Here is a 23,599-nt window from a genome sequence, read left to right on the forward strand (position 1 = left end):
TCCTGATGTTGCTCAGCGCTCTCGCTGATCGCGTAACCCAATAACCCAACCTTTCAACGCTGCGTACATCGCGGCAAGGAGCCCGTATGTCCGCAGAGCGCAAACCCAGCCAAATTGTGGAGGGTGTCGAGTCGAGCGTGGTCACAACAATCGATCAGCGCCGATCACCCAATGTCGTAACCGAGGTTGCAGCTCAATCTAACGACGCTGCCAGCATCATGTCCGTAATCATCCAGGTCGCCGCCAATCCGAATGTCGATGTCGGCAACATGGAGCGGCTGATGCAGATGCACGAGCGCCACGTTGACCGACAGGCTTCGGCGGCATTCAGCGTCGCAATGGTCAGCGCGCAGAAGCGAATCAAGCCGGTGACGCGCAACGCGCTCAACAAACACACCGCCAGCACCTACGCCAGACTCGAAGATATCGACCGAGCGATCAGCCCGATCTTCACCAAGGAAGGTTTTTCCCTGTCCTTCGGCACCGCCGATTCTCGTCTGCCTGGTCACCTTCGCGTCACCTGTGAATGCATGCACACCGGCGGCCATACGAAGCTTTATCAGCTTGACCTTCCGATCGACGCCGCAGGCTCTGGCGGCAAGACAAACAAAACCGGTGTGCAGGCGAACGGCTCGACGATCAGCTACGGCCGGAGATACCTGACCCAGATGATTTTCAACGTCACCACGACCGATGACGACGATGACGGGAATTCGGGGGCTCCTCCTGCTGAGGTTTTACCACCGGAGCCTGAATCCCTTCCCCCGTATCCACCCGAAAAGTTCACCGAGAACTTCCCAAAGTGGGTCGCCATGATTCTGAGCGGGCAAAAAACAGCTGAACACATCGTCGTGATGCTCGGGCTTAAGGCATCTCTAACCGAGCACCAGAAAAAAACCATCCTCGCAATCATCGCGCCATCACAAGAAGGAGACGCATCTTGAAAATTCATTCAGTAATCCAAGGTACCGAAGCTTGGCATGCGCTCCGCGCCAACTACTTCACTGCCTCCGAGGCACCGGCCATGATGGGCGCCTCGAAACAGATGAAGCGCACCGAGTTGCTCAGCGCCAAAAAGACCGGCCTCGACCGCGACGTATCGTGGTGGGTGCAAAAATACTTGTTCGACAAAGGCCATGAAGCTGAAGCCCTGGCTCGGCCAATTCTGGAAGCGCGGATCGGCGAAGATCTTTTTCCCGTCGTCGGCACCGACGGCGACCTGCTCGCCTCACTCGACGGCTGCACCATGCTCGGCGAAACACTGTTTGAACACAAAATGTGGAACGAGCAGCTCGCCGCCGACGTACTGGCCGGCAATCTGGACCCGCACTACTACTGGCAGCTCGAACAGCAACTGCTGGTGAGTGGCGCCGAGAAAGTGATCTTCGTTTGCTCCGATGGGACAGAAGACCATTTCGTGTCGATGGAATACACACCGGTGCCTGGTCGTGCCGCGACACTCGTTGCAGGATGGAAACAGTTCCAGGCCGACTTGCTCGATTTCACGCCGGTCGAGGTCGTGCCGGAAGCTGTCGGCAAGACACCGGGCAGCCTGCCAGCGCTTCGCATCGAAGTCACCGGCATGGTTACCGCCAGTAACCTGGAGCAGTTCAAGGCTCACTCGCTCGCGGTCTTTGACTCGATCAACACTGAACTGGAAACCGACCAGCACTTCGCGGACGCCGAGAAAACCGTCAAATGGTGTGGCGATGTTGAAGAGCGCCTAGCCGCGGCCAAGCAGCATGCGCTGAGTCAGACAGAAAGCATCGACGCGCTTTTCCGCACTATCGACGAGATCAGCGCCGAAGCACGCAACAAACGCCTGATGCTCGACAAACTGGTCAAAGCCCGCAAGGTCAGCATCCGTGAAGATATCGTCATGAGTGCGGCGAAGGCGCTGCAGGTGCACATCGACCAGATCAACAACTCACTAGGTGGCAAAGCTCGCATGCCGGCCGTGCCCGCGGATTTCGCTGGCGCCATCAAGGGCAAGAAGTCCATCAGCAGTCTGCGCGATGCCGCCGATTCGGAACTGGCCCGCGCGAAGATAGCCTCCAGCCAGGTCGGTGATAGCATCCGCGCAAATCTCGCCAGCTTGGTCGAGCTGGCTGCCGATTACGTCTTCCTGTTCAACGACGTCCAGCAGCTTGTGCTGAAGGCGAACGATGACCTGGTGGCGCTGATCAAGGTTCGGATTTCGGAACACAAGAAAGCCGAAGAAGAGAAAGCCGAAGCCCAACGCCTTCGGATTCGGAACGAGGAGTTGCAGCGGATCGAAGACGAAGCGAAGGCGAAAGCGCTTGCCGCGACCATTGCTGAACCTCCTCCCGTTGTGACACCTGCACCGGCGAAGGCAGCTCCAATCGTTCAGGCAGCCTCGAAGCCAGTTGCGGTGCAATCCAGCCTACCGGTAGCGATGCAGGCTGAGGTTTACGATCTCGACGCATTGATCAAGTCTGTGGCCTATGGCCAAGCCCCAATCTCGATGCTCACAGTGGACTGGACAGCGCTCGACGCACTTGTCGCGGACCAGGGCGCCCAGTTCAGCATGGCCGGCGTGAGGCTGGTAAAGGTGGCCGCATGATCAGCAACCTTAAATACGACATCGAGTTCCGGCGCGAGAAAGCGCTGGAGCTTTCCAGTCAGGTCGAACAGCACCTCGCCGCGGGCGGGCGCTTCTCCAGATCGGAGCCCGCTCAGATCAATCCACCACCAGCGGAGAGCTCAGCGAAGATCGATCCCGGCACCGTCCTCAAGCGCCGGCGCCCCGCCATTTCCGTGGCTGAGCGCAAGGCGCTGCGGAAACTCGCGGAGGCATTATGAGCAAGCGGAAGCCCAACAACGGCTTCGCCCGCGCTGAACGCAGCTGTCGGGCGCTGCTCCGAACCAACCACGTCGCGGTCGTAAACATCGATCCGAGCGGCGCGCAGATCATGGCGAACTGGAAAAGCTGTCGGCAGATCCGGAGTTTGGCGATTGCCAACGCCATCTTCGACTTCGCGTACCACTGGACGATCTACCTCAGCGCCATGTGTCGAGACGAGCGCGGCGTCGAATACGTCAAGTCGGTGGAGATATCGCCGGAGGGTATCTACAAAGTGGAGCGCCTGACGGATGCCATCGAGCATTACTACCTGGAGCTGCGAAATAGCTGCAACCTGAATCACCTGGTTGCGTCTGGATGGATCGCAGTTCCCGCGGAGGTAACGCTTGATGAGGCTCAGGCTGCGAAGCTGTTCTACGCCGCCGGCGCCTGGCATCAGGTGAAGGTAGCAGCGTGAGACGCCTCAGCAACCAGGTGCGCCAGCGCCGACGACAGACATGGCTGGATCTACCGGCCCACGGAATTGAAGAGACAGGCCATGGCCAAGAGCAACGCGGACATTCAGAAGGACAAGCGCGCCAAAGAGAAGGCTCTGCTGGATCGGATCGGCGCCGAGAAGCGCACGCTGATTGTGTCGAGGGCGCTTGCTGATGCACTCCAGGTACTGGGCGAGCGTCACGCTTTCGAGGAATGGCAGGAGACGGTATCGACCTTACTGATCAACCTCGCCAAAGCGCCAGCCGAAGAGTCCGCGCGTTACGCCACGATGCCGCGACACAAATTCCGCATTAGTGAAAATATGTCGCGGCAGTTAGATAACACCTGCATGCGTGAAGCCCATCGCAGCATTCAAGACGATGGCTGAAGCTTAACCCAGACTAGGGCACCTCCTTCGAACGTCTCGACCAAGCGCTTCCACTGCGTACCGCACGCCGTGCAGTTGAAGAAAATGATTTCTTGGCCGATCGGATTCCGCCTCTGAGTCTCGACTAAAAGGCCTGGATCATCGGCGTAATCGTATGACGCCATCGATTGTTTGCAGCACTCTGCAATTTCCATTCGCCGCCTCCACGGGTTCGGTGAATCGAAGTAATAGCCCAACCCAAACCAAATTGCCACCACCGATCACGAGGGGCGGCGTCTGACTGGAAATCACCATGAGCCACAACTGCGCACACGTCCGGCAGCACTATCAGGTACCCGCCGAAATCGGCTGTCGTGTTATCGCCTACGGGAAGCCCGGCGTCATCCTGGCCGATCGCGGCCACTACATCGGCGTGGTGCTGGACGAAGACTCGAAGAAGCGGATCAGCAATTACCACCCGACCCATGAAATGCAGTACGGTGAGATGGCCGAGACTCTCCCGTTGAAGGAATGGCAGGTCATGACCGTCAAGAACTACGACTGGTTCGACGTAACGCATGATATCGGAGACGCCAGACGCTACGTCGAAAACGTCTGGGCGGCGACCAGAAGCCAGGCCAAATACCAAGCCTTCAAGCGCCTGGAAGATTGTCTCGATAGCGCCAAGGCCATGTGCTTCTTCAAGGTTCGCCGGGCCTGACTGCCGTAATTTATTTTGACGACGGCGGTTCAACATGGGGTTGATTGAAATTGATCACGGTATGTCCATCAAAATAATCACACCAAAAATTGAATGCCTTTCCAACGACTATGCACATGTCATAGACGTCCTCATTTGGCATTGTGAGATTGATCTCGAGCAGACCGCCATCTCCTTTGGTGTCATATCCATCACGGCGCAAACGCTCTGCAGCTGATTGAGGGCGTTTAGCGTTGTGCTTTGCATCATTGACTAATAAGCGGCAGGCGTGAAGCGATGCTCCGATATCGGAATCAAGCTTCTCCACCATGCTGATGAAATCAAAGCCCGAGGACGCTTTATCCCTTGTTGCTACCTTGTCGGCTTGATGGTTAATCAACAAAGCAGCGCTCATCAGACGTCGATAAATCAATGAGAAATGAGCACGGCTTAGCGGCTCGTCAGCCTGATAGGTCCGCCAAAATTCAAGGTACGCAGGAGCTGCAAGATCTCTCCAGAAACCGCGTACATCTTTCAAATTCATTTCAGCCAAAAAATATCTCCATCCGGCTCCATGCCTGGCCCAACACAAATACCCCACTCCAAACCAAATTGCCACCACTCCTGGCTAATTCAGGCTATTTGCAACCTAAAAACTTTCAATTGCTCTCAGTTTCCAACTTTTCTTTTAGTTGATAAAGTCGTGAATATTCAGAAAGCGAAGTCTTTAGCTCTAACTTAAGCTTATCATACGGTGATTTTTGAAAATTTTGAGTCGCCGACTGTATCGAACTCTTATCGTAAGCAAGAACAATAAGTTCTTGGGGCTCTAATACTTCCTTTGCAAACTTCGCAGCATTAATAGCTCTATTATGACTGCGCAACGAAATGATCTCCATTTGAGCTACGAGCAAAATGGGAACTCCGATCAAAATCTCTTTCTTAACTTGTTCAACACAATCGTACTCTTCGGCAAGATCAATCACACGCCAAAATTCCGGAATCCTAGGATCGATCAATTCGATGGTTGTTGGACCATTCTCTGACCGTACGATCAACCGAAGAAGAACCCTCAGTGTTTCAACTCTAGATTTTGTTAGGCTCTCAATAGCTTTAAGCGCATCAGCTTTGACTTCCTTTAGCTTGACTACATTACCCGCTATGGAAATCTCTTGAAGTTCAGGAGCAAACCCAACAGCAATAGCCAAAACTGCAAATGAAATTACAAACGCAGTAAATTCAGCTCCGGAAAATTTGCTTATCAGAAGGAGTGTTATACCAAGCGATATAGCAATACCGAATCCGACACTTGCTCCAATGGCTAGATATAGCCGGTTGTTTTTTCCGATACTCATCCACGCCACTCCAAATTTATTTGCATAACACAAATACCCCACTTCTACGAATAACGCCAGCCGGCGAGGATCCCCTATGTCCGCACAACAGAAGAAACACCCCTTCGATTTCAAAACTCAATACGGACTTGGCTTCAGCACTCAGGACGATGAGATCGTTGTCGACTTCTTCTGTGGTGGTGGCGGCGCCGGTACCGGCTTGGAGATGGGCCTGGGCCGCGCGGTAAATGTTGCAAAGAACCACAGCCCTCAGGCGATCAGCATGCACACCGTCAACCACCCGGGCGCTGTGCACTACACCACCGATGTGTTCGAGGGTGATCCGGATACCGAGTGCGGGGGTAAGGCCGTTGGCTGGTTCCACATGTCGCCGGACTGCACGCACCACAGCCAGGCCGCCGGCGGACAGCCGCGCAAGCGTGAGATTCGCAACCTGTCGTGGATCGGCCTGAAGTGGGCTGGCAAGAAGAAGCCCCGCGTCATCAGCCTCGAGAATGTTAAACAGATACTCCAATGGGGGCCGCTGATTGCCAAGCGCTGCAAAGCCACCGGCCGCGTCGTGAAGTTGGGCGGTGGCATCGCCGAGCCAGGCGAGGTGGTCCCGGTCCACCAACAGTTCCTGGTGCCTGACCCGAAACGGCGCGGCCAGACCTGGGCCACATTCGTCTCTGAGCTGAAGCACCTGGGTTATGTCGTCGAATGGCGAGTGCTCAAGGCCTGCGACTTTGGCGCGCCGACCAGCCGGGAACGCCTATTCATGATTGCCCGCTGTGACGGTGAGCCGGTTGTCTGGCCAGCGCCAACCCATGCCAAGCACCCAATAAAGGGTCAGCAGAAGTGGCGCACCGCCGCCGAGTGCATCGACTGGACCATCCCGAGCAAAAGCATTTTCGACCGACCGAAGCCTCTGGCACCGGCCACCCTGCGCCGGATCGCCAAGGGCATGAAGAAGTTCGTCATCGATGCCGCTGACCCGTTCATCGTGCCGATCGCGAACTGGTCCGGTGAAAGCGTGCAGTCAGCACAGGATCCGCTGCGGACCGTGACGTCTTGGCCACGCGGTGGTTCGTTTGCCATGGCCAGTCCGATCATCGCGCCAGCCACGCATCAGGGCAGTGATCGCGTAAACGATCCCGCTGAGCCACTGCCGACAGTCACAAGCGCCAACCGCGTAGAATTGATGATGATCAGTCCGACCCTGATCCAAACCGGATATGGCGAGCGTGTCGGTCAACATCCGCGCGCGCCTGGACTGGATCAGCCGCTGGGTACAGTAGTCGCCGGCGGTGTTAAGCATGCGCTCGCCGCGGCGCACTTGGTGAAGTTCCGGTTTGCGGATGAAGGCAAGGCACTCAACGAGCCCCTGCCAACCATCACCAGCGGCGGCAACTACCAGCGCCCGGCCGGCGCAGCCCACGCAATGGGCATCTCGACGGTGTTCATGGCTCAGATGAACGGCGGCTTCAACACCACCGACGCCAAGAGCATCGACGACCCGATGACCACGGTGACCAATACCGGCAGCCAGCAGCAGCTGGTGACGGCGAACCTGGTACACCTGCGTGGCAACTGCGATGCACGGGACACCAATGATCCGCTGCACACCATCAGCGCCGGCGGCACTCACCACGGACTGGTCACGGCCTTCATGGAGCGCCAATTCGGCGCCAGCGTCGGCCAGGCCATGGACGAACCGGCACCGACCATCACCGCTGGTGGTGGCGGCAAGAGCTCGCTGGTCGAGTTCCAGCTCTCGCCAGAGGTCGAAGCCGGTGCGCTGCGGGTCGCGGCATTCCTGATCAGCTACTACGGCACCGAGAATGTGAGCGGAGCCGACGAACCTGCCCCGACGATCACCACCAAAGATCGTCTGGGCTTGGTAACCGTCACCATCAAGGGGACGCCATACGTGATCGTCGATATCTGCCTGCGGATGCTGCAACCGGTCGAACTGTACAAGGCTCAGGGTTTCCCCGCCGACTACATCATCAGTCACGGTGCCGACGGTAAGCCGTTTACCAAAACCCAACAGGTCCACATGTGCGGGAACAGCGTCAGCCCTCCGCCGATGGCTGCACTAGCGCGCGCCAACGATCCGTGGAAACACGCTGCGCAACAGCAAGAGGCAGCCTAATAAACCCCACCTTTTTCACGTGCTCTCCACAATTAGTTGATGCTTTGTGGTCTCGTCACGCGTAATCGCAGGCACCTGGCCCGGCCGCGAGTGGATCATCAAATATTGCTGAGTGCGCTCGGTATCAAAGACCTGATTTGCTGCCTCCATTTCCTCAATCAACTGTCCATTGACTGAGTAGTAGCCACAGTTCGGACATTTAAACTCATCGAAACTGCCTATTCGATAGGCTTTCTCGGCGGTATCACCACAAACAACGCAGACAGCGATGCTCATACGCACCTCTTTTAAATCATCTATCAACTGAAGCTGATCCCTCCTAAATCAACCCTTCCACCGCCCGGGCATGACCCGGCTTCCCCGCCTTCGCCGCAATGACCGCCAATCTGCGCGCCGCTGGCCATGTCGTCACCAACCCCGCCGAGTTCAACCCTGACGGTGGTTCCTGGAACGACTGCATGCGCCGCGACCTCGCCGCCCTGATGGACTGCGACACCGTGGCCACGCTCCCGGACTGGGAGCATTCAAAGGGCGCTCGCTTCGAAGCACTGCTGAACGCTGAACGCCTAGATTCTCAGCGAGCTAATCCTAAAATCTGCCCGTAAGCAGAGTTACAGAAACAACGAGCTCCTATAAAACCCATCGTAGGAGGAATACCGCACGTCCCATAAGGGGTATCACAGTGTTTAACGAGAGAAGAAGGTGGAGCAGTGGGATTGAAAGGAGGAGGTACAGGTAGTGGGCCTGCGTTACCGCCTGCTGCGAAAGCTCTTGCCGCTTCTATCTTAGCCCAAAGCATGTCCGTGAGTTGATTGGCTTTGTTCTCTGCGGCCACTTCATAATCATGAACATCATGCACATTAAATCTGCCGCTTCTTACGACATCCAAACCGGCCTTAAGAACATACTCAGATAGATATGCTTGCGATCCACGTCTTTTACACTGGACTGAATGCTCAAGTTCGTGCAGCGCATGATGAAGCTCACTTTTGTCTTGCCATACATTCCCATGACCAACAAAGAATATCCGATCACAATACGAAACAGTCATACCATGACCGGTATTGATATCATCCGCATACGTTAGACCGTTCAAATCAACCCCATAATAAGGTTGCACCATGGAAATGAACTCTGGAGAAAAGGGTTTAACCTTACCGTCAGATTGCTTATAAAGAGCAGTGATATACGCTTGGACGGGTATGGCCAACGGCGCAGCCAACACATTTATTGTGCATCTTGAAATATCTGCGATACAGTCTTTTACAGCATCAGGCGTCGCCCTAAGCTCGTTGGCGACATTATCAATAGCATCTCTAATTTCATTTCCGGCTTGCCCTATAGGCCCGGAGACTTTTGGCAAACACTTACAATCTCTGGCCTCACCGAAAGGTCCTAGGTCGACTCGCCAACATGACTCGTACTCAGCATCACCACATGCGTATGAATAGCTGGCTCCACCTAAACACAACGCCATGAGACCGGCATGAAGTTTTCTTCCCATGAATCATCCCCTTTTTTGCTCAACAGATTGTTTTAGCAGTTACACATTAAATTCACGAATAAAATCAACACCCTGTGTAAAGTTCAGACCAAGGATCAAACTGCATGCTGCAATTAACTTCAAAGCATGGGTCGTGTTATTGGTATAGACCAGCAATAACCCTATTTCATCCTGCCCCCCTAACCGCCTGTCGATAACTTACGAGCGAAACCATCAAACCCAACAAAGACTCGTTATTAGATTCATTTAGCGTCAGTCATTCATTCAAAACCGCACGTAGTTAGCAGTCGGTTTATAGCCTCAGTACCCAGAAACTCTTAGCGCAGCTGGGCAAATTCACCGTCCCACACCATCTGATTGGATTTTTTACGTTCAAGTCAAAGTCAGCCGCTATAGCGGCAAAGGAACAGTCATGCCTGAAGAAAAGTTGATTGGCCCCGTCGAAGTCGTGCGTGACGAAAGCGGGTACTGGTATCACCCCGACATCCCGGATTTCGATGAAGACGCCGAAGCGTGGAAGGCGTGGCTCGGAGCCCAGGGCCTGAAGGTGATCGGGTGGCACATGGATTCCGATTTAGAAGCCCATCCTTACTGGAATGATGAAGCCTGTAACTGCCTCGGTTGGGAGCCGGAAACGCCGCCGGAGTACGACTGGTTCCTGCTCGGGATTTTCGATACTGATGACGGCCCGTATGTGCAATGGGCGCGCCGCGAGGTGACGCCATGAGCCTGCGCGAACAGTTCGAAGCCGCTGTCATTGCCCGCATGAAAGAAAGCGGGTTCCTTGAGGTCGAGATACGCGTGGAGTGCCTGGGCCGGTCTGGTGACGGTTATGCCGACGGCTCGGTCGACACCTACTGGCACTTCTGGAATGAATCCCGCGCGGCGGTGGTGGTTGAGCTGCCGCCGCCCTACCCAGAGCCAGAGGCACCCGTGGACGCGATAGACGACAGCTTCATGGACGCCTATCACGCAGCCAAAGGCATGCGGCATGCCTGCGCAAAAGCCATCGAAGCCGCCGGCCTGAAGGTGGCGCCATGATCATTCCTGTTTGCGCCATCGCCTGGTTCGCCTACGTGTACTGCTACAAGGGGCCGCGGTGATGACTCACCAACCGAAAGGCGGCATGTGTCGTACCTGTGTCCACGCCCACCGCAATTGCAGTCACCTTCCCTTCAGCACCATGCCGGCGCTCGCCCGGGACGCTCAGACCATGATCGTCCGCTGCACTGAATTCCAACGCCGGAAGTAACCCCTCTCCCACCTACCAGCCTGCCGGTGAACGGCGGGCGAGGAATTCGTATGTCCGAAGAAAGGAAAGTGTTCCGCGAAGCCGACATTGAAGCGATCTCGGATATGGCGCAGCTCCTCCCGCTTGATTGCGAGCTGCTAGTGGTGGCCTGCCGTCCCGGCAAAAAAAACTTTGACCTGGTGCTGCCATCGCCTGAGTCGAACTTGAACAACGCCCTTGACGCCCTTCGCCGCCAAGGCCTGAGCATCGACGGCGACAACGCTTACCAGCGCGACCTGTGCGACTCGATTGTCGGAGCCATTGCATTCGGCGCACAGAACCGGAATCCGCCACCGGCCGGTCACTGGGGCCAGCGTTTCTGGGATATCGGTCGGGACGAGGCTGCCACCAAGGAAGAGTTGCTGGAGAGCCTCACCAATCTTGTCGGCCTGGCCAAACTCGGCGCCGCGCAGCTCGGCAAGTACCACGCGGACCTTGCGCACGCAGAAGCTGTGATCGCCAAAGCCACGCAATAACCACCTTCTGCCGCCACGCGCGGCATGGAGAAATCTATGTCAAATCGAAGCGCGGCCCAGGTCGCGCCCATCCTCCCGCGTTTCATTCGCGCCGGCGAGGCTTACGGCTATCTCGGCATGTGCCGGGATGAATTCAACAAAACGGTCCGGCCCAATGTCCGCGAATTCCCGATCGGGAAACAGGGCATCGGCTTCGACCGAATCGAGCTCGACCAGTGGGCAGATGCCTACATCGAGTCCATGGCAATTGAAAAAGCGGCCAATCAGGACAACAATCAGCCCCGCAGTGGGCGCCAAGGAGTTAATAAATGGCGCGAAAAACCATGTCCGGCCTCTATGAGAGGAACGGCATTTGGCACATCGACAAAGTCGTCCGAGGTCAGCGACTTCAAGAAAGCACTGGAGCAAGTGAGAGGGAAGAAGCGGAGCAGTACCTGATTCATCGCTTGGAAAAGCTCAGGCAGGAACAGGTTTACGGCGTGCGCCAGGTGCGGACTTGGCGCGAGGCCGCCACCAAGTTTCTGGTCGAGTTCAAGGATCAGCCGTCAATCGCCCTGTCCGCTTCCCACATTGAGCAGTTGGATCCGTACATCGGCGACTTGCCGATCACGCACATTGATGACGGGACGCTTTCCGCCTTCAAGCGGGATCGGCAAAAGCCAACCAACACGGCGACCGGGAAGGTGAAGCCTGGTGTTTCGAACAGGACGGTGAACATCGCCCTGCAACGAGTCGTCAGGATATTGAACCTTTGCCACAGGAAGTGGCGAGACGCAGAAAAGCGGCCGTGGCTTGATAGCGTGCCGATGATCTCGATGCTGGAAGAAAAGCGCTCGAGCAGGAAGCCCTATCCATTGTCTTGGGAAGAACAGTCCATGCTCTTTGCTGAAATCCCTGATCACCTGTTGAGGATGGCCCTCTACAAAGTGAACACGGGATGCCGGGAGCAGGAAGTTTGCAAATTGCGGTGGGAATGGGAGATACGGGTGCCGGAGCTGGAAACGAGCGTGTTTCTGATTCCGCCAGGGTTTGGCGGTCGGCATGAGAAGGCGGGAGTGAAGAACGGCGATGAAAGGCTGGTGGTGCTGAACAGGGTAGCGATGTCAGTGATTGACGGTCAGCGCGGCCTGCATCCCGATTTGGTTTTCCCGTATGGGCAACCAGATCAGTTTGGGCCGACAGCGATTCACCGGATGAATGACACAGCCTGGAAGAAGGCCAGGATACGAGCGGCGGCGAAGTGGGAAAAGGAGCATAAGTCGCCAGCGCACCCTGGATTCCGCTCGATCAGGGTTCATGACCTGAAGCACACCTTTGGCAGAAGGCTGCGTGCTGCGGGCATTACTGAAGAAGATCGAAAGGCATTACTTGGTCACAAGAACGGTAGCATTACGAGCCACTATTCTACCGCAGAGCTTGGGCATTTGATTGACGCGGCAAACAAAGTGTCAGCCACCGATTCGCGAGGACCGGCACTGACCATCTTGAGGAGGAAAACGGGATGATCCCCCGCAAAAGTCCCTACGCGTAAAAAAGCCGAACTGGCTAGAGTTCGGCTAAGTTACTGAATTATATGGTCGGGACGGAGTGATTCGAACACTCGACCCCTAGCACCCCATGCTAGTGCGCTACCGGACTGCGCTACGCCCCGACTAGGCGTTGAATCTGTCCCTCATCTCGAGGAACGCTCAAGAATATATCGCAAGCTTTTGAAAACTGAAAGTATTTAAAGCAGGAATTTATTTCTTGAGCACCACCAGCACATCTTCAAGCTCGGCGATCATCTGGCGGATCATTTGTTTGTATTGGGTGGTGTCGTCTTTGGCTTCATCGCCGGACAAACGCAAGCGTGCGCCGCCGATGGTAAACCCCTGATCGTAAAGAAGCGCGCGGATCTGCCGGATCATCAGCACGTCCTGGCGCTGATAATACCGGCGGTTTCCGCGGCGTTTGACGGGGTTGAGTTGAGGAAACTCCTGCTCCCAGTAGCGCAGCACGTGCGGTTTTACGGCACATAGCTCGCTGACTTCACCAATGGTGAAGTAGCGTTTGCCCGGGATGACGGGTAGTTCGTCGTTATGACTTGGTTCCAGCATAAGCCTCAACTCGGGCCTTCAACTTCTGCCCTGGACGAAAGGTGACCACACGGCGAGCCGTGATCGGGATTTCTTCTCCCGTTTTCGGATTGCGGCCAGGCCGCTGGCGTTTGTCCCGAAGGTCGAAATTGCCGAAACCGGACAATTTGACTTGTTCGTTGTCTTCAAGAGCGTGCCTGATTTCTTCAAAAAACAGTTCGACCAATTCCTTGGCCTCCCGCTTGTTCAGGCCCAGCTCTTCATACAGACGTTCCGCCATCTCAGCTTTCGTCAAAGCCCCCATACGTCACTTCCTTAACGTGGCGTTCAACCTTTGTTCGAGCGAGGTGAGGATGTTTTGCGTCGTGGTATTCACCTCATCGTCATTAAGAGTGCGCGATGGATGCTGCCAGGTCAAGCCAACTGCAAGGCTTTTTCTATGCGGATCAATGCCTTTACCCTGATACACGTCAAATAGCCTGAGGTCTGTCAGCCATTCACCTGCATTTTCACGGATTACGTCCAGTACGGCGGTGGCCGCAACGTCTTTGTCCGCCAGCAGCGCCAGGTCACGACGCACTTCGGGAAAGCGCGATAACTCCTGGAATTCAGGCATTTTACCTAGCGCCACTTCGGCCAGAACCAGCTCGAATACGAAGACCGGACGGTCGAGACCGAGGGTTTTCGACAATTCAGGGTGAATCGCGCCAACGAAACCTGCCAAACGGCCTTCACGTTCGATGCGTGCGGTTTGACCCGGGTGCAATGCCGGGTGTTTGCCCGGTACAAAAGTGAACGAGTCCAGTGCGCCGGCGAAGCCCAGTACCGCTTCCACATCGGCTTTGACGTCGAAGAAATCCACGACATCGCGACCTTGTGCCCAACCTTCCGGCAGACGGCTACCACATACCACACCGGCCAACATCGGCTCTTGCTTCAGGCCTTCCAGCTGACCGACGAAGCGCAGGCCGCTTTCGAACAGACGGACGCGATCCTGTTGACGGTTCAGGTTGTGCTGAAGCGCCTTGACCAGACCAGGCCACAAGGAAGAACGCATGGCCGCCATGTCGTTGGAAATCGGGTTGGCCAGCAGCAGCGGTTCGACACCCGGATTAAACAGCTCGAATTGTTTCGGATCGATGAAGCTGTAGGTGATCGCTTCCTGGTAACCACGGGCCACCAGCAGACGACGCAGTTCAGGCAGATCGCTGCGCGCTTCAGCCTTGGCTTGTGGTGCCAGACGGGCTTGCGGGTAGCGAACCGGCAGACGGTTGTAACCGTACAGACGGGCCAGTTCTTCGATCAGATCGACTTCCAGGCTGATATCGAAACGGAAGCTTGGCACTTCTACGCGCCACTGCCCTGCCCCATCGGCGGTAATGGTCAGGCCCAAAGCGCTGAGCAGACGCTCGACTTCGGCCGAATCCATTTCCATGCCCAGCATCTGGGTGATGCGCTGGGCACGCAGGGTGATCGGCGCGATCGACGGCAGGTGCTGCTCGCTGACGGTTTCGATGATCGGGCCAGCTTCGCCGCCGGTGATGTCCAGCAGCAGCCCCGTGGCCCGCTCCATGGCTTCACGGGCCAGTTTCCAGTCCACGCCACGCTCGTAACGGTGCGAGGCATCGGTGTGCAGGCCGTAGGAACGCGCCTTGCCAGCGACGGCAATTTGGTCGAAGAACGCGCTTTCCAGGAAAATATCGCGAGTGGTCGCGGTGTTGACGCCGCTGTGCTCGCCGCCCATGACGCCGGCGATAGCCAAGGCACGGGTGTGGTCTGCAATCACCAGCGTATCGCTACGCAGGCTGACTTCCTGACCATCAAGCAGAACCAGTTTCTCGCCTTCTTCGGCCATACGTACGCGGATGCCGCCATTGATTTCGGCGAGATCGAACGCGTGCAGCGGCTGACCCAATTCCAGCATCACGTAGTTGGTGATGTCGACGGCGGCGTCGATGCTGCGCACATCGGCACGACGCAGACGCTCGACCATCCACAGCGGCGTAGGCTTGGACAGATCAACGTTACGGATCACGCGTCCCAGATAACGCGGGCACGCGGCCGGTGCCAGTACTTCAATCGGACGTACTTCATCATGCACGGCCGGAACGCTGGCAATCACCGGGCGCACGACCTGGGCAGCATAAAGTGCGCCGACTTCGCGGGCCAGACCGGCCAGGGACAGGCAGTCACCGCGGTTCGGGGTCAGATCGACCTCGATACTGGCATCGTCCAGGCTCAGGTACTCACGAATGTCCTGACCGACCGGCGCATCGACCGGCAATTCCATCAGGCCATCATTGCCTTCGCCGATTTGCAGCTCGGCCTGGGAGCACAGCATGCCGTTGGATTCAACGCCACGCAGCTTGGCCTTCTTGATTTTGAAATCGCCTGGCAGTTCGGCACCTATCATGGCAAACGGGATCTTCAGACCCGGACGCACGTTTGGCGCACCGCACACGACCTGGAAAGTTTCCGAGCCATTGCTGACCTGGCAAACACGCAACTTGTCAGCATCCGGGTGCTGCTCGGTGCTCAGCACCTCGCCAACCACCACGCCACTGAATTCACCGGCGGCCGGCGTAACGCTATCGACCTCAAGACCGGCCATCGACAGACGGGCAACCAGCTCGTCGCGACTTACCTGCGGGCTTACCCAGCCACGCAGCCATTGTTCACTGAATTTCATCCTGCTCTCCTAAGAATTCGTTACGACTAGCGAAATTGCGCGAGGAACCGCAAGTCGTTGTCGAAGAACAGACGCAAGTCGTTCACGCCGTAACGCAGCATGGCCAGACGCTCAACGCCCATGCCGAAGGCAAAGCCCGAAAACTCTTCCGGGTCGATCCCGGACATACGCAGCACGTTCGGGTGAACCATGCCGCAGCCCATCACTTCCAGCCAACCCGTCTGTTTGCAGACGCGGCAGCCTTTACCGCTGCACATCACGCATTCCATGTCGACTTCGGCGGAGGGCTCGGTGAACGGGAAGTACGAAGGACGGAAACGCACGGCCAGTTCTTTTTCGAAGAACACGCGCAGGAACTCTTCGATGGTGCCTTTCAGGTCGGCGAAGTTGATATCGCGGTCGACCAGCAGGCCTTCGACCTGGTGGAACATCGGGGAGTGAGTGATATCGGAGTCGCTACGGTACACACGGCCTGGGCAGACGATGCGGATCGGCGGCTGTTTCGATTCCATGGTGCGGACTTGTACCGGCGAGGTATGAGTGCGCAGCAACATGTTGGCATTGAAATAGAAGGTGTCATGCATCGACCGGGCCGGGTGATGGCCTGGGATGTTGAGCGCTTCGAAGTTGTGATAGTCGTCTTCAACCTCAGGGCCTTCGGCAATGCCGTAGCCGATGCGGGTGAAGAACTGTTCGATACGTTCCAGAGTGCGAGTAACCGGATGCAGACCACCGGAGGTCTGACCGCGGCCAGGCAGGGTCACGTCAATGGACTCGGCAGACAGTTTGGCGGCCAGGTCGGCCTCTTCAAACAGTGCCTTGCGCGCATTGAGAACCTCTGTGACACGCTCCTTGGCAACGTTGATCAGCGCGCCGACTTGCGGGCGCTCTTCTGCCGGCAAATTCCCCAGGGTCTTCATCACCTGAGTCAATTCGCCCTTTTTGCCAAGGTAGTGAACCCGGATTTGCTCCAGGGCATTGATATCTTCAGCGCTTTGCACAGCCTCTAGTGCTTGAGAGACGAGCGCATCCAGGTTTTCCATGTACAGACTCCAGATACAAAATAGGGGAAGAGCTTGAAGGCTCTTCCCCTATTTATGACGTTTAACACCTGACCCCACAGAGGTGAGGCCGGGTGACTGTCGGGGGTACTTAAGCCAAGGTGGCTTTAGCTTTCTCGACAATCGCAGCAAACGCCGCTTTTTCGTTCACTGCCAGATCAGCCAGAACCTTACGGTCGATCTCGATGGACGCTTTTTTCAGGCCGGCGATGAAACGGCTGTAGGACAGACCGTTGATACGTGCACCAGCGTTGATACGAGCGATCCACAGAGCGCGGAACTGACGTTTTTTCTGACGACGGTCACGGTAGGCGTATTGGCCTGCCTTGATTACCGCTTGCTTGGCAACACGGAATACGCGCGAGCGAGCGCCGTAGTAGCCTTTAGCAAGTTTCAGAATTTTTTTGTGACGTTTACGGGCAATGACGCCACGCTTTACACGAGCCATGAGTTACTTCCTCTATTCTTGACTAAAATTAACGAAGGCGCAGCATGCGCTCGACTTTTGCCACGTCAGACGGATGCAGCAAGCTGCTACCGCGCAGCTGACGCTTACGCTTGGTCGACATTTTAGTCAGGATGTGGCTCTTGAAAGCGTGCTTGTGCTTGATACCGTTAGCAGTTTTCAAAAACCGCTTAGCAGCACCACTTTTAGTTTTCATTTTTGGCATGTTCGGATACTCCGCATTCAGTTGATAAACATAATCAGAAGGCCTGCCGTGCCCTATTGATTACTTCTTCTTTTTCGGGGCGATGACCATGATCAGCTGGCGTCCTTCCATCTTAGGATGCTGTTCGACCGAACCGTACTCGAGCAAGTCAGTTTCAACTCGCTTGAGGAGTTCCATCCCCAGCTCCTGGTGGGCCATCTCACGGCCGCGGAATCGCAAGGATACCTTGGCCCTGTCCCCATCACTCAGGAAACGTACCAGGTTGCGCAGTTTTACCTGGTAATCCCCTTCCTCCGTCCCTGGACGAAACTTGATTTCTTTAACCTGAATCTGCTTCTGGTTTTTCTTGGCCGCGGCAATCTGCTTCTTCTTCTCGAAGATCGATTTGCCGTAGTCCATCAGTTTGCAAACAGGGGGTACTGCATCGGCGGAAATTTCCACCAAATCCAGTTTGGCCTCTTCAGCCTTAAGAAGCGCGTCTTCAATTGACACAATCCCAAGCTGTTCACCTTCAGCTCCAATTAACCGAACCTCGCGTGCCGAGATATTCTCGTTGATCGGGGCTTTCGGTGCAGCTCGTTTATCTTGTCTCATTTCACGCTTAATAATAATTACTCCGAATCTGGGCGACCACGCCGGGAAACCGCTTGCGCGAGAAACTCAGCGAACTGGGCGACGGGCATCGAGCCCAGGTCAGCACCTTCACGAGTACGCACAGCGACAGTCTGCATCTCGACTTCCCGATCTCCGATAACCAAGAGATAAGGAACCTTGAGCAAAGTATGCTCGCGGATTTTAAAGCCGATCTTTTCATTTCTCAAGTCAGACTTGGCACGAAATCCGCTTTCATTGAGAGTTTTTTCGACCTGAGCGGCAAAATCGGCCTGTTTATCAGTGATATTCATGATCACTGCCTGGGTCGGAGCCAGCCACGCGGGGAATGCTCCCTCGTAGTGCTCGATCAGGATTCCGACGAAACGTTCGAAGGAGCCCAGGATCGCCCGGTGCAACATTACCGGGTGCTTGCGACTGTTGTCTTCGGAGACGTATTCGGCTCCCAGACGGACAGGCAGGTTGAAATCGAGCTGAAGGGTACCACATTGCCAGACACGGCCGAGGCAATCTTTCAGCGAGAACTCGATCTTCGGACCGTAGAACGCCCCCTCGCCCGGCTGCAGATCGTACGGCAAGCCAGCGCTATCAAGGGCGGCAGCCAGTGCAGCTTCGGCGCGATCCCACAGCTCGTCGGAACCGACGCGTTTTTCCGGACGAGTGGACAGCTTCATCTCGACGTCTTTGAAGCCGAAGTCAGCATAAACGTCCATGGTCAGCTTGATGAACGCAGCGGATTCGGCCTGCATCTGCTCTTCAGTACAGAAGATGTGAGCATCGTCCTGAGTGAAGGCGCGAACGCGCATGATGCCGTGCAGCGCACCCGACGGCTCGTTACGGTGGCAGGCACCGAACTCGGCCAGACGCATCGGCAGCTCGCGGTAGCTTTTCAGGCCCTGATTGAACACCTGCACGTGGCACGGGCAGTTCATCGGCTTGATGGCGTAATCGCGATTTTCCGACTGCGTGGTAAACATGTTGTCGGCGTAGTTGGCCCAGTGCCCGGATTTCTCCCACAGGCTGCGGTCAACGACTTGCGGAGTCTTGATCTCCAGATAACCGTTGTCGCGCTGAACCTTGCGCATGTATTGCTCGAGCACCTGGTACAGAGTCCAGCCGTTCGGATGCCAGAACACCATGCCCGGCGACTCTTCCTGGGTGTGGAACAGGCCCAGACGCTTGCCGATCTTGCGGTGATCGCGCTTTTCAGCTTCTTCGATGCGCTGGATGTAAGCCGCCAGTTGCTTCTTGTCCGCCCATGCGGTGCCATAAACGCGCTGCAATTGCTCGTTCTTGGCATCGCCGCGCCAGTAGGCGCCAGACAGCTTGGTCAACTTGAAGGATTTCAGGAAGCGCGTGTTCGGCACGTGCGGACCGCGGCACATGTCGACGTATTCTTCGTGATAGTACAGGCCCATGGCCTGCTCGTTCGGCATGTCCTCGACCAGGCGCAGTTTGTAGTCTTCGCCCCGGGCCTTGAACACTTCGATCACTTCGGCGCGCGGAGTGACTTTTTTGATCACGTCGTAATCTTTTTCGATCAACTGCTGCATGCGCTGTTCGATCGCAGCCAGGTCGTCCGGCGTGAAAGGACGCTCGAAGGCGATGTCGTAATAGAAGCCTTCGTCGATGACCGGACCGATGACCATCTTCGCAGTCGGGTACAGCTGCTTGACCGCATGACCGACCAGGTGGGCACAAGAGTGGCGAATGATCTCCAGCCCCTCTTCATCCTTTGGCGTAATGATTTGCAGCGAGGAATCGCTGTCGATGATGTCGCTGGCGTCGACCAGCTTGCCATTGACCTTGCCGGCCACGGTGGCCTTGGCCAGACCGGCACCGATGGATGCGGCGACCTCGGCTACGGAAACCGGGTGATCGAATGAACGTTGACTGCCGTCGGGAAGAGTAATAGTTGGCATGGCGCCTCCTCTCCTAGTGGTGACCCCTACCAAAGGTCACGTGGGTTGGGATGAGCCAGTACAAGATCCGATCCAGGCCATTCAATGAAGAACGCCTGCCTTACAGCGGCAGGAGCCTTGCGGCCAACCGGAAAACCGAACCAGAGTGACTGGGATTCAAATCAGGGTTATTCGAGCCGCTGCCGCTGCCGGGACTGAAGGTCATCCGGAGCTTGCAAACGCCCGAGCGAGGCATGCTAGCACAGATGAACGGTCATGGCGGCGGCAAGGTTTTATGCGAGGGCAAATCAGGCATTTTTATGCCAGAGTGCTGAACTTGAACCCTGCTTTACCCCTCAGATAACAAGACATTGACCCAAAAGGAGCATCCCAGCATGCGTCTGAATCGTTTATTCGCCGTCGTCGCACCCGTCGTCCTGCTGCTGCCGCTGGCTGCCCATGCCGACTGGCCAAAGGGCGAGCGCGAGAAATACATGGCTCAGTGCACCCAAGCGGCCTCTCAACAGATCGGCGCAGCGGCCGCCAAGTCACATTGTGCATGTGGCGCCGACGCCATCAAATCGTACCCGGCCAGCGACATTCAGGCCTTGATGGACAACAAAGCCAGCCCGGATTTGCAACAGAAGGCGCTGGGTCAGATCGCCAAATGCAAGGCCAATGCGCCGGCAAAAAAGTGAGAAAAAAATCCTTCTGACCAGCCTTGGCGCTGATAAAAAAGGATGAATTTCAGCTTTTCCGTACGATTTATGAAGGTTTTTCAGCTTTTTTTATTGTCTTTACTTTCGACTGAAAGCCTTTTAAACCGGGGCTTTCAGCCAAACAAAGCAACAAAGAAAACACGACTGTGGGGCAAACAGCACAGCCGGGGGGCTCCCAAAGCGAACATTTCGACTATGATACTCCGGTGTGCCCAGTTGGCCTGAGCAGCACAGTACTACTGAAAATATATGTTTCTTGGAGATACACCATGTCTAATCGCCAAACCGGCACCGTTAAATGGTTCAACGATGAAAAAGGCTTCGGCTTCATCACTCCTCAAGGTGGCGGTGACGACCTGTTCGTACACTTCAAAGCTATCGAAAGCGACGGTTTCAAAAGCCTGAAAGAAGGCCAGACCGTTTCCTTCGTGGCTGAGAAAGGCCAAAAGGGTATGCAAGCTGCACAAGTCCGCCCAGAGTAATTTCCTGGCGCACTAAAAAAACCCCGTCCATGTGACGGGGTTTTTTATGGGCGAAATAAAAGCCTGAAGCAATCAGCCGCAGTTGACGCGGGTGACCACCAGGTTGTTGTCAGTGTTCAGGTTCAGGCGATCGGAGCGGTATTCCAGGGTCACCATATCGTTAGGCTTAAGGAACCGGGCATTCTGCGCGCCTGCGCGGGTACGTGCCTGCTCCAGCAATTGGGGCGAAGCCTTTTTGCCAATAGTGAATTCGGCAGCTTTGGCCTCACAACGGCTGTGGCCGGTATCGGTCGCCACAGGGTCCTTTGCCGACTCGGTGGACGTACTGCTGCAACCGGCCAGCAAGGTGGCGGCCAACAAAGTACCCAATGACGCGAGCTTCCAAGGCATGAAGCCTCCTTTTTTCAATAGTTAAGCTGAGATCGTGCGACCGCCATTTTGGCGTTTGGTTTCAGAACCGGACAGCGGCGAGTGTGCCTGAGCATCGGCACGCCGTTTATCCCTCAATCGTGACTGAATATGAACAGCGCTCAATAGACGTCGATGTAGTCGAAAGGCGGTTTCGGCCAGTTTTCCTTGAGCGCATTGAAAATCTGCATCACCCAGACCTCGTCGCTGGCTGCGACCAATCCGACATAACCGGACCCCTTGGCCCAGGTTTCCAGGCGAAACAGCAACCCGTCGATGTCCGTGCCACCCACAATACCCGACGAAATATAGGCGATGCCGCCCTTGGTGACCCGCAATTGAGTGTGTACATCATCGCTGGCAGAGGCCAGCAACTGACGCACCGCTTCGAGGGTCAAGCCGTCGGGAGTGTTCAAATCGATCTGCACAGCACGGTCCTTGAAAATTCGTCAAAGACCAAGTGTCGCATAGCCCTCCCCTCATGCCTAAGTCGGAGTGCCAAACGCCGCGCAAAATGGTTAACTCGATACTCAGCCTTTCCGACTTCACGAGCGCCATCATGACCACCGTAAGCATCGACGCCGACATCAAAGCCAAGTGGCCACAGGGCCACAGCTCTTATAGCCCGGGTAGCCCGGAAGAGCTGGCAATCATTGGCATCGATTTGCTGGTCAAGGAACTGGGAACACAAGCCGCCCAGACATTCATCAAACAGGTTCTCGAGAAGTACCCCGCCAACTATATGGGCGCAACAGAAACCGAATAGAGTAAAAGACCGCAGGCGGGCACCTGCGGATTCCATGACCTACTTCAAGCGAGCCAGACGCTGGGTCAACAGGTCGAAGAAGCCCTGAGCGTCGCCGCTTTCAACCCAGAAGGCATTTTTCGGTGCATTCAGGCAGTCATACCAGTCGACAATGGTCTGGCCGAAGGTCGGCCCTTCGCGACTATCAACCACGACGTTGACCGAGCGGCCAGTGAACAACTCGGGCTTGAGCAGGTAAGCGATGACGGCGGCATCATGCACCGGACCACCCGGGATGCCGTAATGCTCCATGTCGCCTTTGATGTATTCATTGAGGATATTGCCTACCAGCTTGCCGGCATTGTTGTTCAGGGCGGCGATCTGCTTCAGGCGCGCTTCACTGGTCAGGATCTTGTGGGTCACGTCCAGCGGCAGATAGGTCAGCTTGACGCCACTTTTGAGTACTACTTGCGCGGCATGCGGATCAGCGAACAGGTTGAATTCGGCCACCGGTGTGATGTTGCCGCCGTTGAAGTGCGCACCGCCCATGATCACCACTTCCTTAATGCCCTGCACGATTTCAGGCGCCTGGATCAGCGCCAGCGCCAGGTTGGTCTGTGGACCGAGTATGGCGATGGTGATGCTGTGGGGTTTGGCGGACTTCAGGGTATCGATCAGATAATTGACCGCATTGCCTTCGGCCAGGCCTTTTTTCGGTTCGTGCACCACGACACCCGACAGGCCTTCCTTACCGTGGATGTTCTCAGCATAGATCGGCGTGCGCATCATGGGTTTCGGCGCGCCAGCATAAACAGGCACTTCCTCGCGCCCCGCCCACTCGCGGGCCAGACGCGCATTACGCGATGTCTTGTCCAGACGCACGTTGCCCGCAACGGTGGTCAGCGCACGAATATTCAGCTCTTCCGGCGATGCCAGGGCAAACAGCAAGGCGACCACGTCATCGGCACCCGGATCGGTGTCGATGATCAGGTCGATCTTCTCCGCCGCGTGGGCGCTTGTTGCGGTAATCAGGGCCAAAAGCAGCAGACTCCAAAGCAGATGGTGCAGTTTCTGAGCATAGCGATACATAGCGCACTCCTTGCGCATG

General features: G+C 56.1%; 31 protein-coding genes and 1 tRNA gene. 16 read left to right on the forward strand and 16 right to left on the reverse strand.

Going from position 1 to position 23,599, the window contains the following annotated elements:
* Nucleotides 1-86: 86 nt before the first annotated feature.
* The 6 genes from FHW68_RS03245 to FHW68_RS03270 all read left to right on the forward strand — a co-directional run bounded on the left by FHW68_RS03245 (nt 87) and on the right by FHW68_RS03270 (nt 4,389).
* Nucleotides 87-944 carry an ERF family protein gene (locus tag FHW68_RS03245; protein WP_260296347.1) on the forward strand — a complete coding sequence of 286 codons (858 nt, stop codon included), beginning with the start codon at nt 87-89 and terminating at the stop codon, nt 942-944.
* Nucleotides 941-2,584, forward strand: coding sequence for a YqaJ viral recombinase family protein (locus FHW68_RS03250; RefSeq protein WP_183678756.1), 1,644 nt, complete (start codon nt 941-943; stop codon nt 2,582-2,584). The genes FHW68_RS03245 and FHW68_RS03250 overlap by 4 nt, the downstream gene beginning before the upstream one ends.
* Nucleotides 2,581-2,823, forward strand: a complete 243-nt coding sequence (locus FHW68_RS03255; RefSeq protein ID WP_183678759.1) for a hypothetical protein — start codon at nt 2,581-2,583, stop codon at nt 2,821-2,823. The genes FHW68_RS03250 and FHW68_RS03255 overlap by 4 nt, the downstream gene beginning before the upstream one ends.
* Nucleotides 2,820-3,281: a hypothetical protein gene (locus FHW68_RS03260; RefSeq protein ID WP_183678761.1), complete on the forward strand. Its 462-nt coding sequence runs from the start codon at nt 2,820-2,822 to the stop codon at nt 3,279-3,281. Before FHW68_RS03255 ends, FHW68_RS03260 begins: the two co-directional genes overlap by 4 nt.
* Before the next feature lie 81 nt (nt 3,282-3,362).
* A complete protein-coding gene (locus tag FHW68_RS03265; protein ID WP_183678763.1) occupies nt 3,363-3,689 on the forward strand; it encodes a hypothetical protein in 327 nt (108 codons plus the stop codon).
* Nucleotides 3,690-3,981: 292 nt separating this feature from the next.
* Entirely contained in the window at nt 3,982-4,389 is a 408-nt protein-coding gene (locus tag FHW68_RS03270; RefSeq protein WP_183678765.1) for a hypothetical protein, read from the forward strand.
* A gap of 10 nt (nt 4,390-4,399) precedes the next feature.
* On the opposite strand, the gene FHW68_RS03275 is transcribed toward FHW68_RS03270, so the two are convergent.
* Both FHW68_RS03275 and FHW68_RS03280 read right to left on the reverse strand, forming a co-directional pair.
* A complete protein-coding gene (locus FHW68_RS03275) occupies nt 4,400-4,921 on the reverse strand; it encodes a hypothetical protein (RefSeq protein ID WP_183678767.1) in 522 nt (173 codons plus the stop codon).
* 106 nt (nt 4,922-5,027) lie between these two features.
* The gene (locus FHW68_RS03280; RefSeq protein WP_183678769.1) at nt 5,028-5,723 is read right to left on the reverse strand and encodes a hypothetical protein; all 696 of its coding nucleotides are present in this window, start codon (nt 5,721-5,723) and stop codon (nt 5,028-5,030) included.
* A 76-nt stretch (nt 5,724-5,799) separates the two neighbouring features.
* Here FHW68_RS03280 and FHW68_RS03285 point away from each other — a divergent pair, with 76 nt between their 5' ends.
* Nucleotides 5,800-7,857, forward strand: a complete 2,058-nt coding sequence (locus FHW68_RS03285; protein ID WP_183678771.1) for a DNA cytosine methyltransferase — start codon at nt 5,800-5,802, stop codon at nt 7,855-7,857.
* Between the two features lie 15 nt (nt 7,858-7,872).
* Here the strand turns inward: FHW68_RS03285 and FHW68_RS03290 are convergent, their stop codons facing one another.
* Nucleotides 7,873-8,133: a hypothetical protein gene (locus tag FHW68_RS03290; protein WP_183678773.1), complete on the reverse strand. Its 261-nt coding sequence runs from the start codon at nt 8,131-8,133 to the stop codon at nt 7,873-7,875.
* A gap of 98 nt (nt 8,134-8,231) precedes the next feature.
* Here FHW68_RS03290 and FHW68_RS03295 point away from each other — a divergent pair, with 98 nt between their 5' ends.
* Nucleotides 8,232-8,462, forward strand: a complete 231-nt coding sequence (locus FHW68_RS03295; RefSeq protein ID WP_183678775.1) for a DUF4406 domain-containing protein — start codon at nt 8,232-8,234, stop codon at nt 8,460-8,462.
* Here FHW68_RS03295 and FHW68_RS03300 read toward each other — a convergent pair.
* On the reverse strand, nt 8,432-9,361 hold the full coding sequence (locus tag FHW68_RS03300) for a hypothetical protein (RefSeq protein WP_183678777.1): 930 nt from the start codon (nt 9,359-9,361) through the stop codon (nt 8,432-8,434). The genes FHW68_RS03295 and FHW68_RS03300 overlap by 31 nt on opposite strands.
* Nucleotides 9,362-9,773: 412 nt before the next feature.
* On the opposite strand from FHW68_RS03300, the gene FHW68_RS03305 reads away from it, so the two are divergent.
* The 5 genes from FHW68_RS03305 (at nt 9,774) to FHW68_RS03320 (ending at nt 12,633) form a co-directional block, all read left to right on the forward strand.
* Nucleotides 9,774-10,088, forward strand: coding sequence for a hypothetical protein (locus FHW68_RS03305; RefSeq protein ID WP_183678779.1), 315 nt, complete (start codon nt 9,774-9,776; stop codon nt 10,086-10,088).
* A complete protein-coding gene (locus FHW68_RS03310) occupies nt 10,085-10,402 on the forward strand; it encodes a hypothetical protein (RefSeq protein ID WP_183678782.1) in 318 nt (105 codons plus the stop codon). The genes FHW68_RS03305 and FHW68_RS03310 overlap by 4 nt, the downstream gene beginning before the upstream one ends.
* A 261-nt stretch (nt 10,403-10,663) precedes the next feature.
* Nucleotides 10,664-11,128, forward strand: coding sequence for a hypothetical protein (locus tag FHW68_RS03315; protein ID WP_183678784.1), 465 nt, complete (start codon nt 10,664-10,666; stop codon nt 11,126-11,128).
* A gap of 36 nt (nt 11,129-11,164) precedes the next feature.
* Complete coding sequence (locus FHW68_RS27170) at nt 11,165-11,566, forward strand: hypothetical protein (RefSeq protein WP_260296348.1); 402 nt, start codon at nt 11,165-11,167, stop codon at nt 11,564-11,566.
* Nucleotides 11,452-12,633, forward strand: a complete 1,182-nt coding sequence (locus tag FHW68_RS03320; protein WP_260296356.1) for a tyrosine-type recombinase/integrase — start codon at nt 11,452-11,454, stop codon at nt 12,631-12,633. Before FHW68_RS27170 ends, FHW68_RS03320 begins: the two co-directional genes overlap by 115 nt.
* A gap of 69 nt (nt 12,634-12,702) precedes the next feature.
* On the opposite strand, the gene FHW68_RS03325 is transcribed toward FHW68_RS03320, so the two are convergent.
* The 9 genes from FHW68_RS03325 to thrS all read right to left on the reverse strand — a co-directional run bounded on the left by FHW68_RS03325 (nt 12,703) and on the right by thrS (nt 20,158).
* Nucleotides 12,703-12,779: transfer RNA gene (locus FHW68_RS03325), tRNA-Pro, on the reverse strand.
* An 88-nt stretch (nt 12,780-12,867) separates the two neighbouring features.
* Entirely contained in the window at nt 12,868-13,224 is a 357-nt protein-coding gene (locus FHW68_RS03330) for a MerR family transcriptional regulator (RefSeq protein WP_003179985.1), read from the reverse strand.
* On the reverse strand, nt 13,205-13,507 hold the full coding sequence (gene ihfA, locus FHW68_RS03335) for an integration host factor subunit alpha (protein WP_002553164.1): 303 nt from the start codon (nt 13,505-13,507) through the stop codon (nt 13,205-13,207). The genes FHW68_RS03330 and ihfA overlap by 20 nt, the downstream gene beginning before the upstream one ends.
* 3 nt (nt 13,508-13,510) lie before the next feature.
* Entirely contained in the window at nt 13,511-15,892 is a 2,382-nt protein-coding gene (gene pheT / locus FHW68_RS03340) for a phenylalanine--tRNA ligase subunit beta (protein ID WP_183678787.1), read from the reverse strand.
* Between the two features lie 26 nt (nt 15,893-15,918).
* Nucleotides 15,919-16,935, reverse strand: coding sequence for a phenylalanine--tRNA ligase subunit alpha (gene pheS / locus FHW68_RS03345; RefSeq protein WP_095631475.1), 1,017 nt, complete (start codon nt 16,933-16,935; stop codon nt 15,919-15,921).
* Nucleotides 16,936-17,044: 109 nt separating this feature from the next.
* Nucleotides 17,045-17,401, reverse strand: coding sequence for a 50S ribosomal protein L20 (gene rplT / locus FHW68_RS03350; RefSeq protein ID WP_007905879.1), 357 nt, complete (start codon nt 17,399-17,401; stop codon nt 17,045-17,047).
* Between the two features lie 28 nt (nt 17,402-17,429).
* Nucleotides 17,430-17,624: a 50S ribosomal protein L35 gene (rpmI, locus tag FHW68_RS03355; protein ID WP_002553160.1), complete on the reverse strand. Its 195-nt coding sequence runs from the start codon at nt 17,622-17,624 to the stop codon at nt 17,430-17,432.
* Nucleotides 17,625-17,684: 60 nt separating this feature from the next.
* Nucleotides 17,685-18,236 (reverse strand): translation initiation factor IF-3, encoded by a 552-nt coding sequence (infC, locus tag FHW68_RS03360; protein ID WP_177409317.1) that lies wholly within the window; start codon nt 18,234-18,236, stop codon nt 17,685-17,687.
* On the reverse strand, nt 18,236-20,158 hold the full coding sequence (gene thrS / locus FHW68_RS03365; protein WP_095631477.1) for a threonine--tRNA ligase: 1,923 nt from the start codon (nt 20,156-20,158) through the stop codon (nt 18,236-18,238). The genes infC and thrS overlap by 1 nt, the downstream gene beginning before the upstream one ends.
* Before the next feature lie 374 nt (nt 20,159-20,532).
* On the opposite strand from thrS, the gene FHW68_RS03370 reads away from it, so the two are divergent.
* Together FHW68_RS03370 and FHW68_RS03375 are read left to right on the forward strand one after the other, a co-directional pair.
* Nucleotides 20,533-20,835 carry a hypothetical protein gene (locus FHW68_RS03370; protein ID WP_095631478.1) on the forward strand — a complete coding sequence of 101 codons (303 nt, stop codon included), beginning with the start codon at nt 20,533-20,535 and terminating at the stop codon, nt 20,833-20,835.
* A 290-nt stretch (nt 20,836-21,125) separates the two neighbouring features.
* Complete coding sequence (locus tag FHW68_RS03375) at nt 21,126-21,338, forward strand: cold-shock protein (protein WP_003179963.1); 213 nt, start codon at nt 21,126-21,128, stop codon at nt 21,336-21,338.
* A 72-nt stretch (nt 21,339-21,410) separates the two neighbouring features.
* On the opposite strand, the gene FHW68_RS03380 is transcribed toward FHW68_RS03375, so the two are convergent.
* Both FHW68_RS03380 and FHW68_RS03385 read right to left on the reverse strand, forming a co-directional pair.
* Nucleotides 21,411-21,728, reverse strand: a complete 318-nt coding sequence (locus FHW68_RS03380) for an I78 family peptidase inhibitor (RefSeq protein ID WP_095631479.1) — start codon at nt 21,726-21,728, stop codon at nt 21,411-21,413.
* A gap of 140 nt (nt 21,729-21,868) precedes the next feature.
* On the reverse strand, nt 21,869-22,174 hold the full coding sequence (locus FHW68_RS03385; protein ID WP_183678789.1) for a hypothetical protein: 306 nt from the start codon (nt 22,172-22,174) through the stop codon (nt 21,869-21,871).
* A 131-nt stretch (nt 22,175-22,305) separates the two neighbouring features.
* On the opposite strand from FHW68_RS03385, the gene FHW68_RS03390 reads away from it, so the two are divergent.
* Nucleotides 22,306-22,512 carry a hypothetical protein gene (locus tag FHW68_RS03390; protein WP_095631481.1) on the forward strand — a complete coding sequence of 69 codons (207 nt, stop codon included), beginning with the start codon at nt 22,306-22,308 and terminating at the stop codon, nt 22,510-22,512.
* A gap of 39 nt (nt 22,513-22,551) precedes the next feature.
* On the opposite strand, the gene FHW68_RS03395 is transcribed toward FHW68_RS03390, so the two are convergent.
* Nucleotides 22,552-23,580, reverse strand: a complete 1,029-nt coding sequence (locus FHW68_RS03395) for a nucleoside hydrolase (RefSeq protein ID WP_183678791.1) — start codon at nt 23,578-23,580, stop codon at nt 22,552-22,554.
* Nucleotides 23,581-23,599 lie beyond the last annotated feature (19 nt).

The organism is Pseudomonas sp. Tn43 (genome assembly GCF_014192635.1).
Taxonomy (GTDB): domain Bacteria; phylum Pseudomonadota; class Gammaproteobacteria; order Pseudomonadales; family Pseudomonadaceae; genus Aquipseudomonas.

Excerpts from the sequence above, each read along its gene's own strand:
- FHW68_RS03245 (WP_260296347.1), top strand. The coding sequence starts at position 87 with ATGTCCGCAGAGCGCAAACCCAGCCAAATTGTGGAGGGTGTCGAGTCG.
- FHW68_RS03255 (WP_183678759.1), top strand. The coding sequence starts at position 2,581 with ATGATCAGCAACCTTAAATACGACATCGAGTTCCGGCGCGAGAAAGCG.
- FHW68_RS03260 (WP_183678761.1), top strand. The coding sequence starts at position 2,820 with ATGAGCAAGCGGAAGCCCAACAACGGCTTCGCCCGCGCTGAACGCAGC.
- FHW68_RS03265 (WP_183678763.1), top strand. The coding sequence starts at position 3,363 with ATGGCCAAGAGCAACGCGGACATTCAGAAGGACAAGCGCGCCAAAGAG.
- FHW68_RS03270 (WP_183678765.1), top strand. The coding sequence starts at position 3,982 with ATGAGCCACAACTGCGCACACGTCCGGCAGCACTATCAGGTACCCGCC.
- FHW68_RS03280 (WP_183678769.1), bottom strand. The coding sequence starts at position 5,723 with ATGAGTATCGGAAAAAACAACCGGCTATATCTAGCCATTGGAGCAAGT.
- FHW68_RS03285 (WP_183678771.1), top strand. The coding sequence starts at position 5,800 with ATGTCCGCACAACAGAAGAAACACCCCTTCGATTTCAAAACTCAATAC.
- FHW68_RS03290 (WP_183678773.1), bottom strand. The coding sequence starts at position 8,133 with ATGAGCATCGCTGTCTGCGTTGTTTGTGGTGATACCGCCGAGAAAGCC.
- FHW68_RS03295 (WP_183678775.1), top strand. The coding sequence starts at position 8,232 with ATGACCGCCAATCTGCGCGCCGCTGGCCATGTCGTCACCAACCCCGCC.
- FHW68_RS03300 (WP_183678777.1), bottom strand. The coding sequence starts at position 9,361 with ATGGGAAGAAAACTTCATGCCGGTCTCATGGCGTTGTGTTTAGGTGGA.
- FHW68_RS03305 (WP_183678779.1), top strand. The coding sequence starts at position 9,774 with ATGCCTGAAGAAAAGTTGATTGGCCCCGTCGAAGTCGTGCGTGACGAA.
- FHW68_RS03310 (WP_183678782.1), top strand. The coding sequence starts at position 10,085 with ATGAGCCTGCGCGAACAGTTCGAAGCCGCTGTCATTGCCCGCATGAAA.
- FHW68_RS03315 (WP_183678784.1), top strand. The coding sequence starts at position 10,664 with ATGTCCGAAGAAAGGAAAGTGTTCCGCGAAGCCGACATTGAAGCGATC.
- FHW68_RS27170 (WP_260296348.1), top strand. The coding sequence starts at position 11,165 with ATGTCAAATCGAAGCGCGGCCCAGGTCGCGCCCATCCTCCCGCGTTTC.
- FHW68_RS03320 (WP_260296356.1), top strand. The coding sequence starts at position 11,452 with ATGTCCGGCCTCTATGAGAGGAACGGCATTTGGCACATCGACAAAGTC.
- FHW68_RS03330 (WP_003179985.1), bottom strand. The coding sequence starts at position 13,224 with ATGCTGGAACCAAGTCATAACGACGAACTACCCGTCATCCCGGGCAAA.
- ihfA (WP_002553164.1), bottom strand. The coding sequence starts at position 13,507 with ATGGGGGCTTTGACGAAAGCTGAGATGGCGGAACGTCTGTATGAAGAG.
- pheT (WP_183678787.1), bottom strand. The coding sequence starts at position 15,892 with ATGAAATTCAGTGAACAATGGCTGCGTGGCTGGGTAAGCCCGCAGGTA.
- pheS (WP_095631475.1), bottom strand. The coding sequence starts at position 16,935 with ATGGAAAACCTGGATGCGCTCGTCTCTCAAGCACTAGAGGCTGTGCAA.
- rplT (WP_007905879.1), bottom strand. The coding sequence starts at position 17,401 with ATGGCTCGTGTAAAGCGTGGCGTCATTGCCCGTAAACGTCACAAAAAA.
- rpmI (WP_002553160.1), bottom strand. The coding sequence starts at position 17,624 with ATGCCAAAAATGAAAACTAAAAGTGGTGCTGCTAAGCGGTTTTTGAAA.
- thrS (WP_095631477.1), bottom strand. The coding sequence starts at position 20,158 with ATGCCAACTATTACTCTTCCCGACGGCAGTCAACGTTCATTCGATCAC.
- FHW68_RS03370 (WP_095631478.1), top strand. The coding sequence starts at position 20,533 with ATGCGTCTGAATCGTTTATTCGCCGTCGTCGCACCCGTCGTCCTGCTG.
- FHW68_RS03375 (WP_003179963.1), top strand. The coding sequence starts at position 21,126 with ATGTCTAATCGCCAAACCGGCACCGTTAAATGGTTCAACGATGAAAAA.
- FHW68_RS03380 (WP_095631479.1), bottom strand. The coding sequence starts at position 21,728 with ATGCCTTGGAAGCTCGCGTCATTGGGTACTTTGTTGGCCGCCACCTTG.
- FHW68_RS03390 (WP_095631481.1), top strand. The coding sequence starts at position 22,306 with ATGACCACCGTAAGCATCGACGCCGACATCAAAGCCAAGTGGCCACAG.
- FHW68_RS03395 (WP_183678791.1), bottom strand. The coding sequence starts at position 23,580 with ATGTATCGCTATGCTCAGAAACTGCACCATCTGCTTTGGAGTCTGCTG.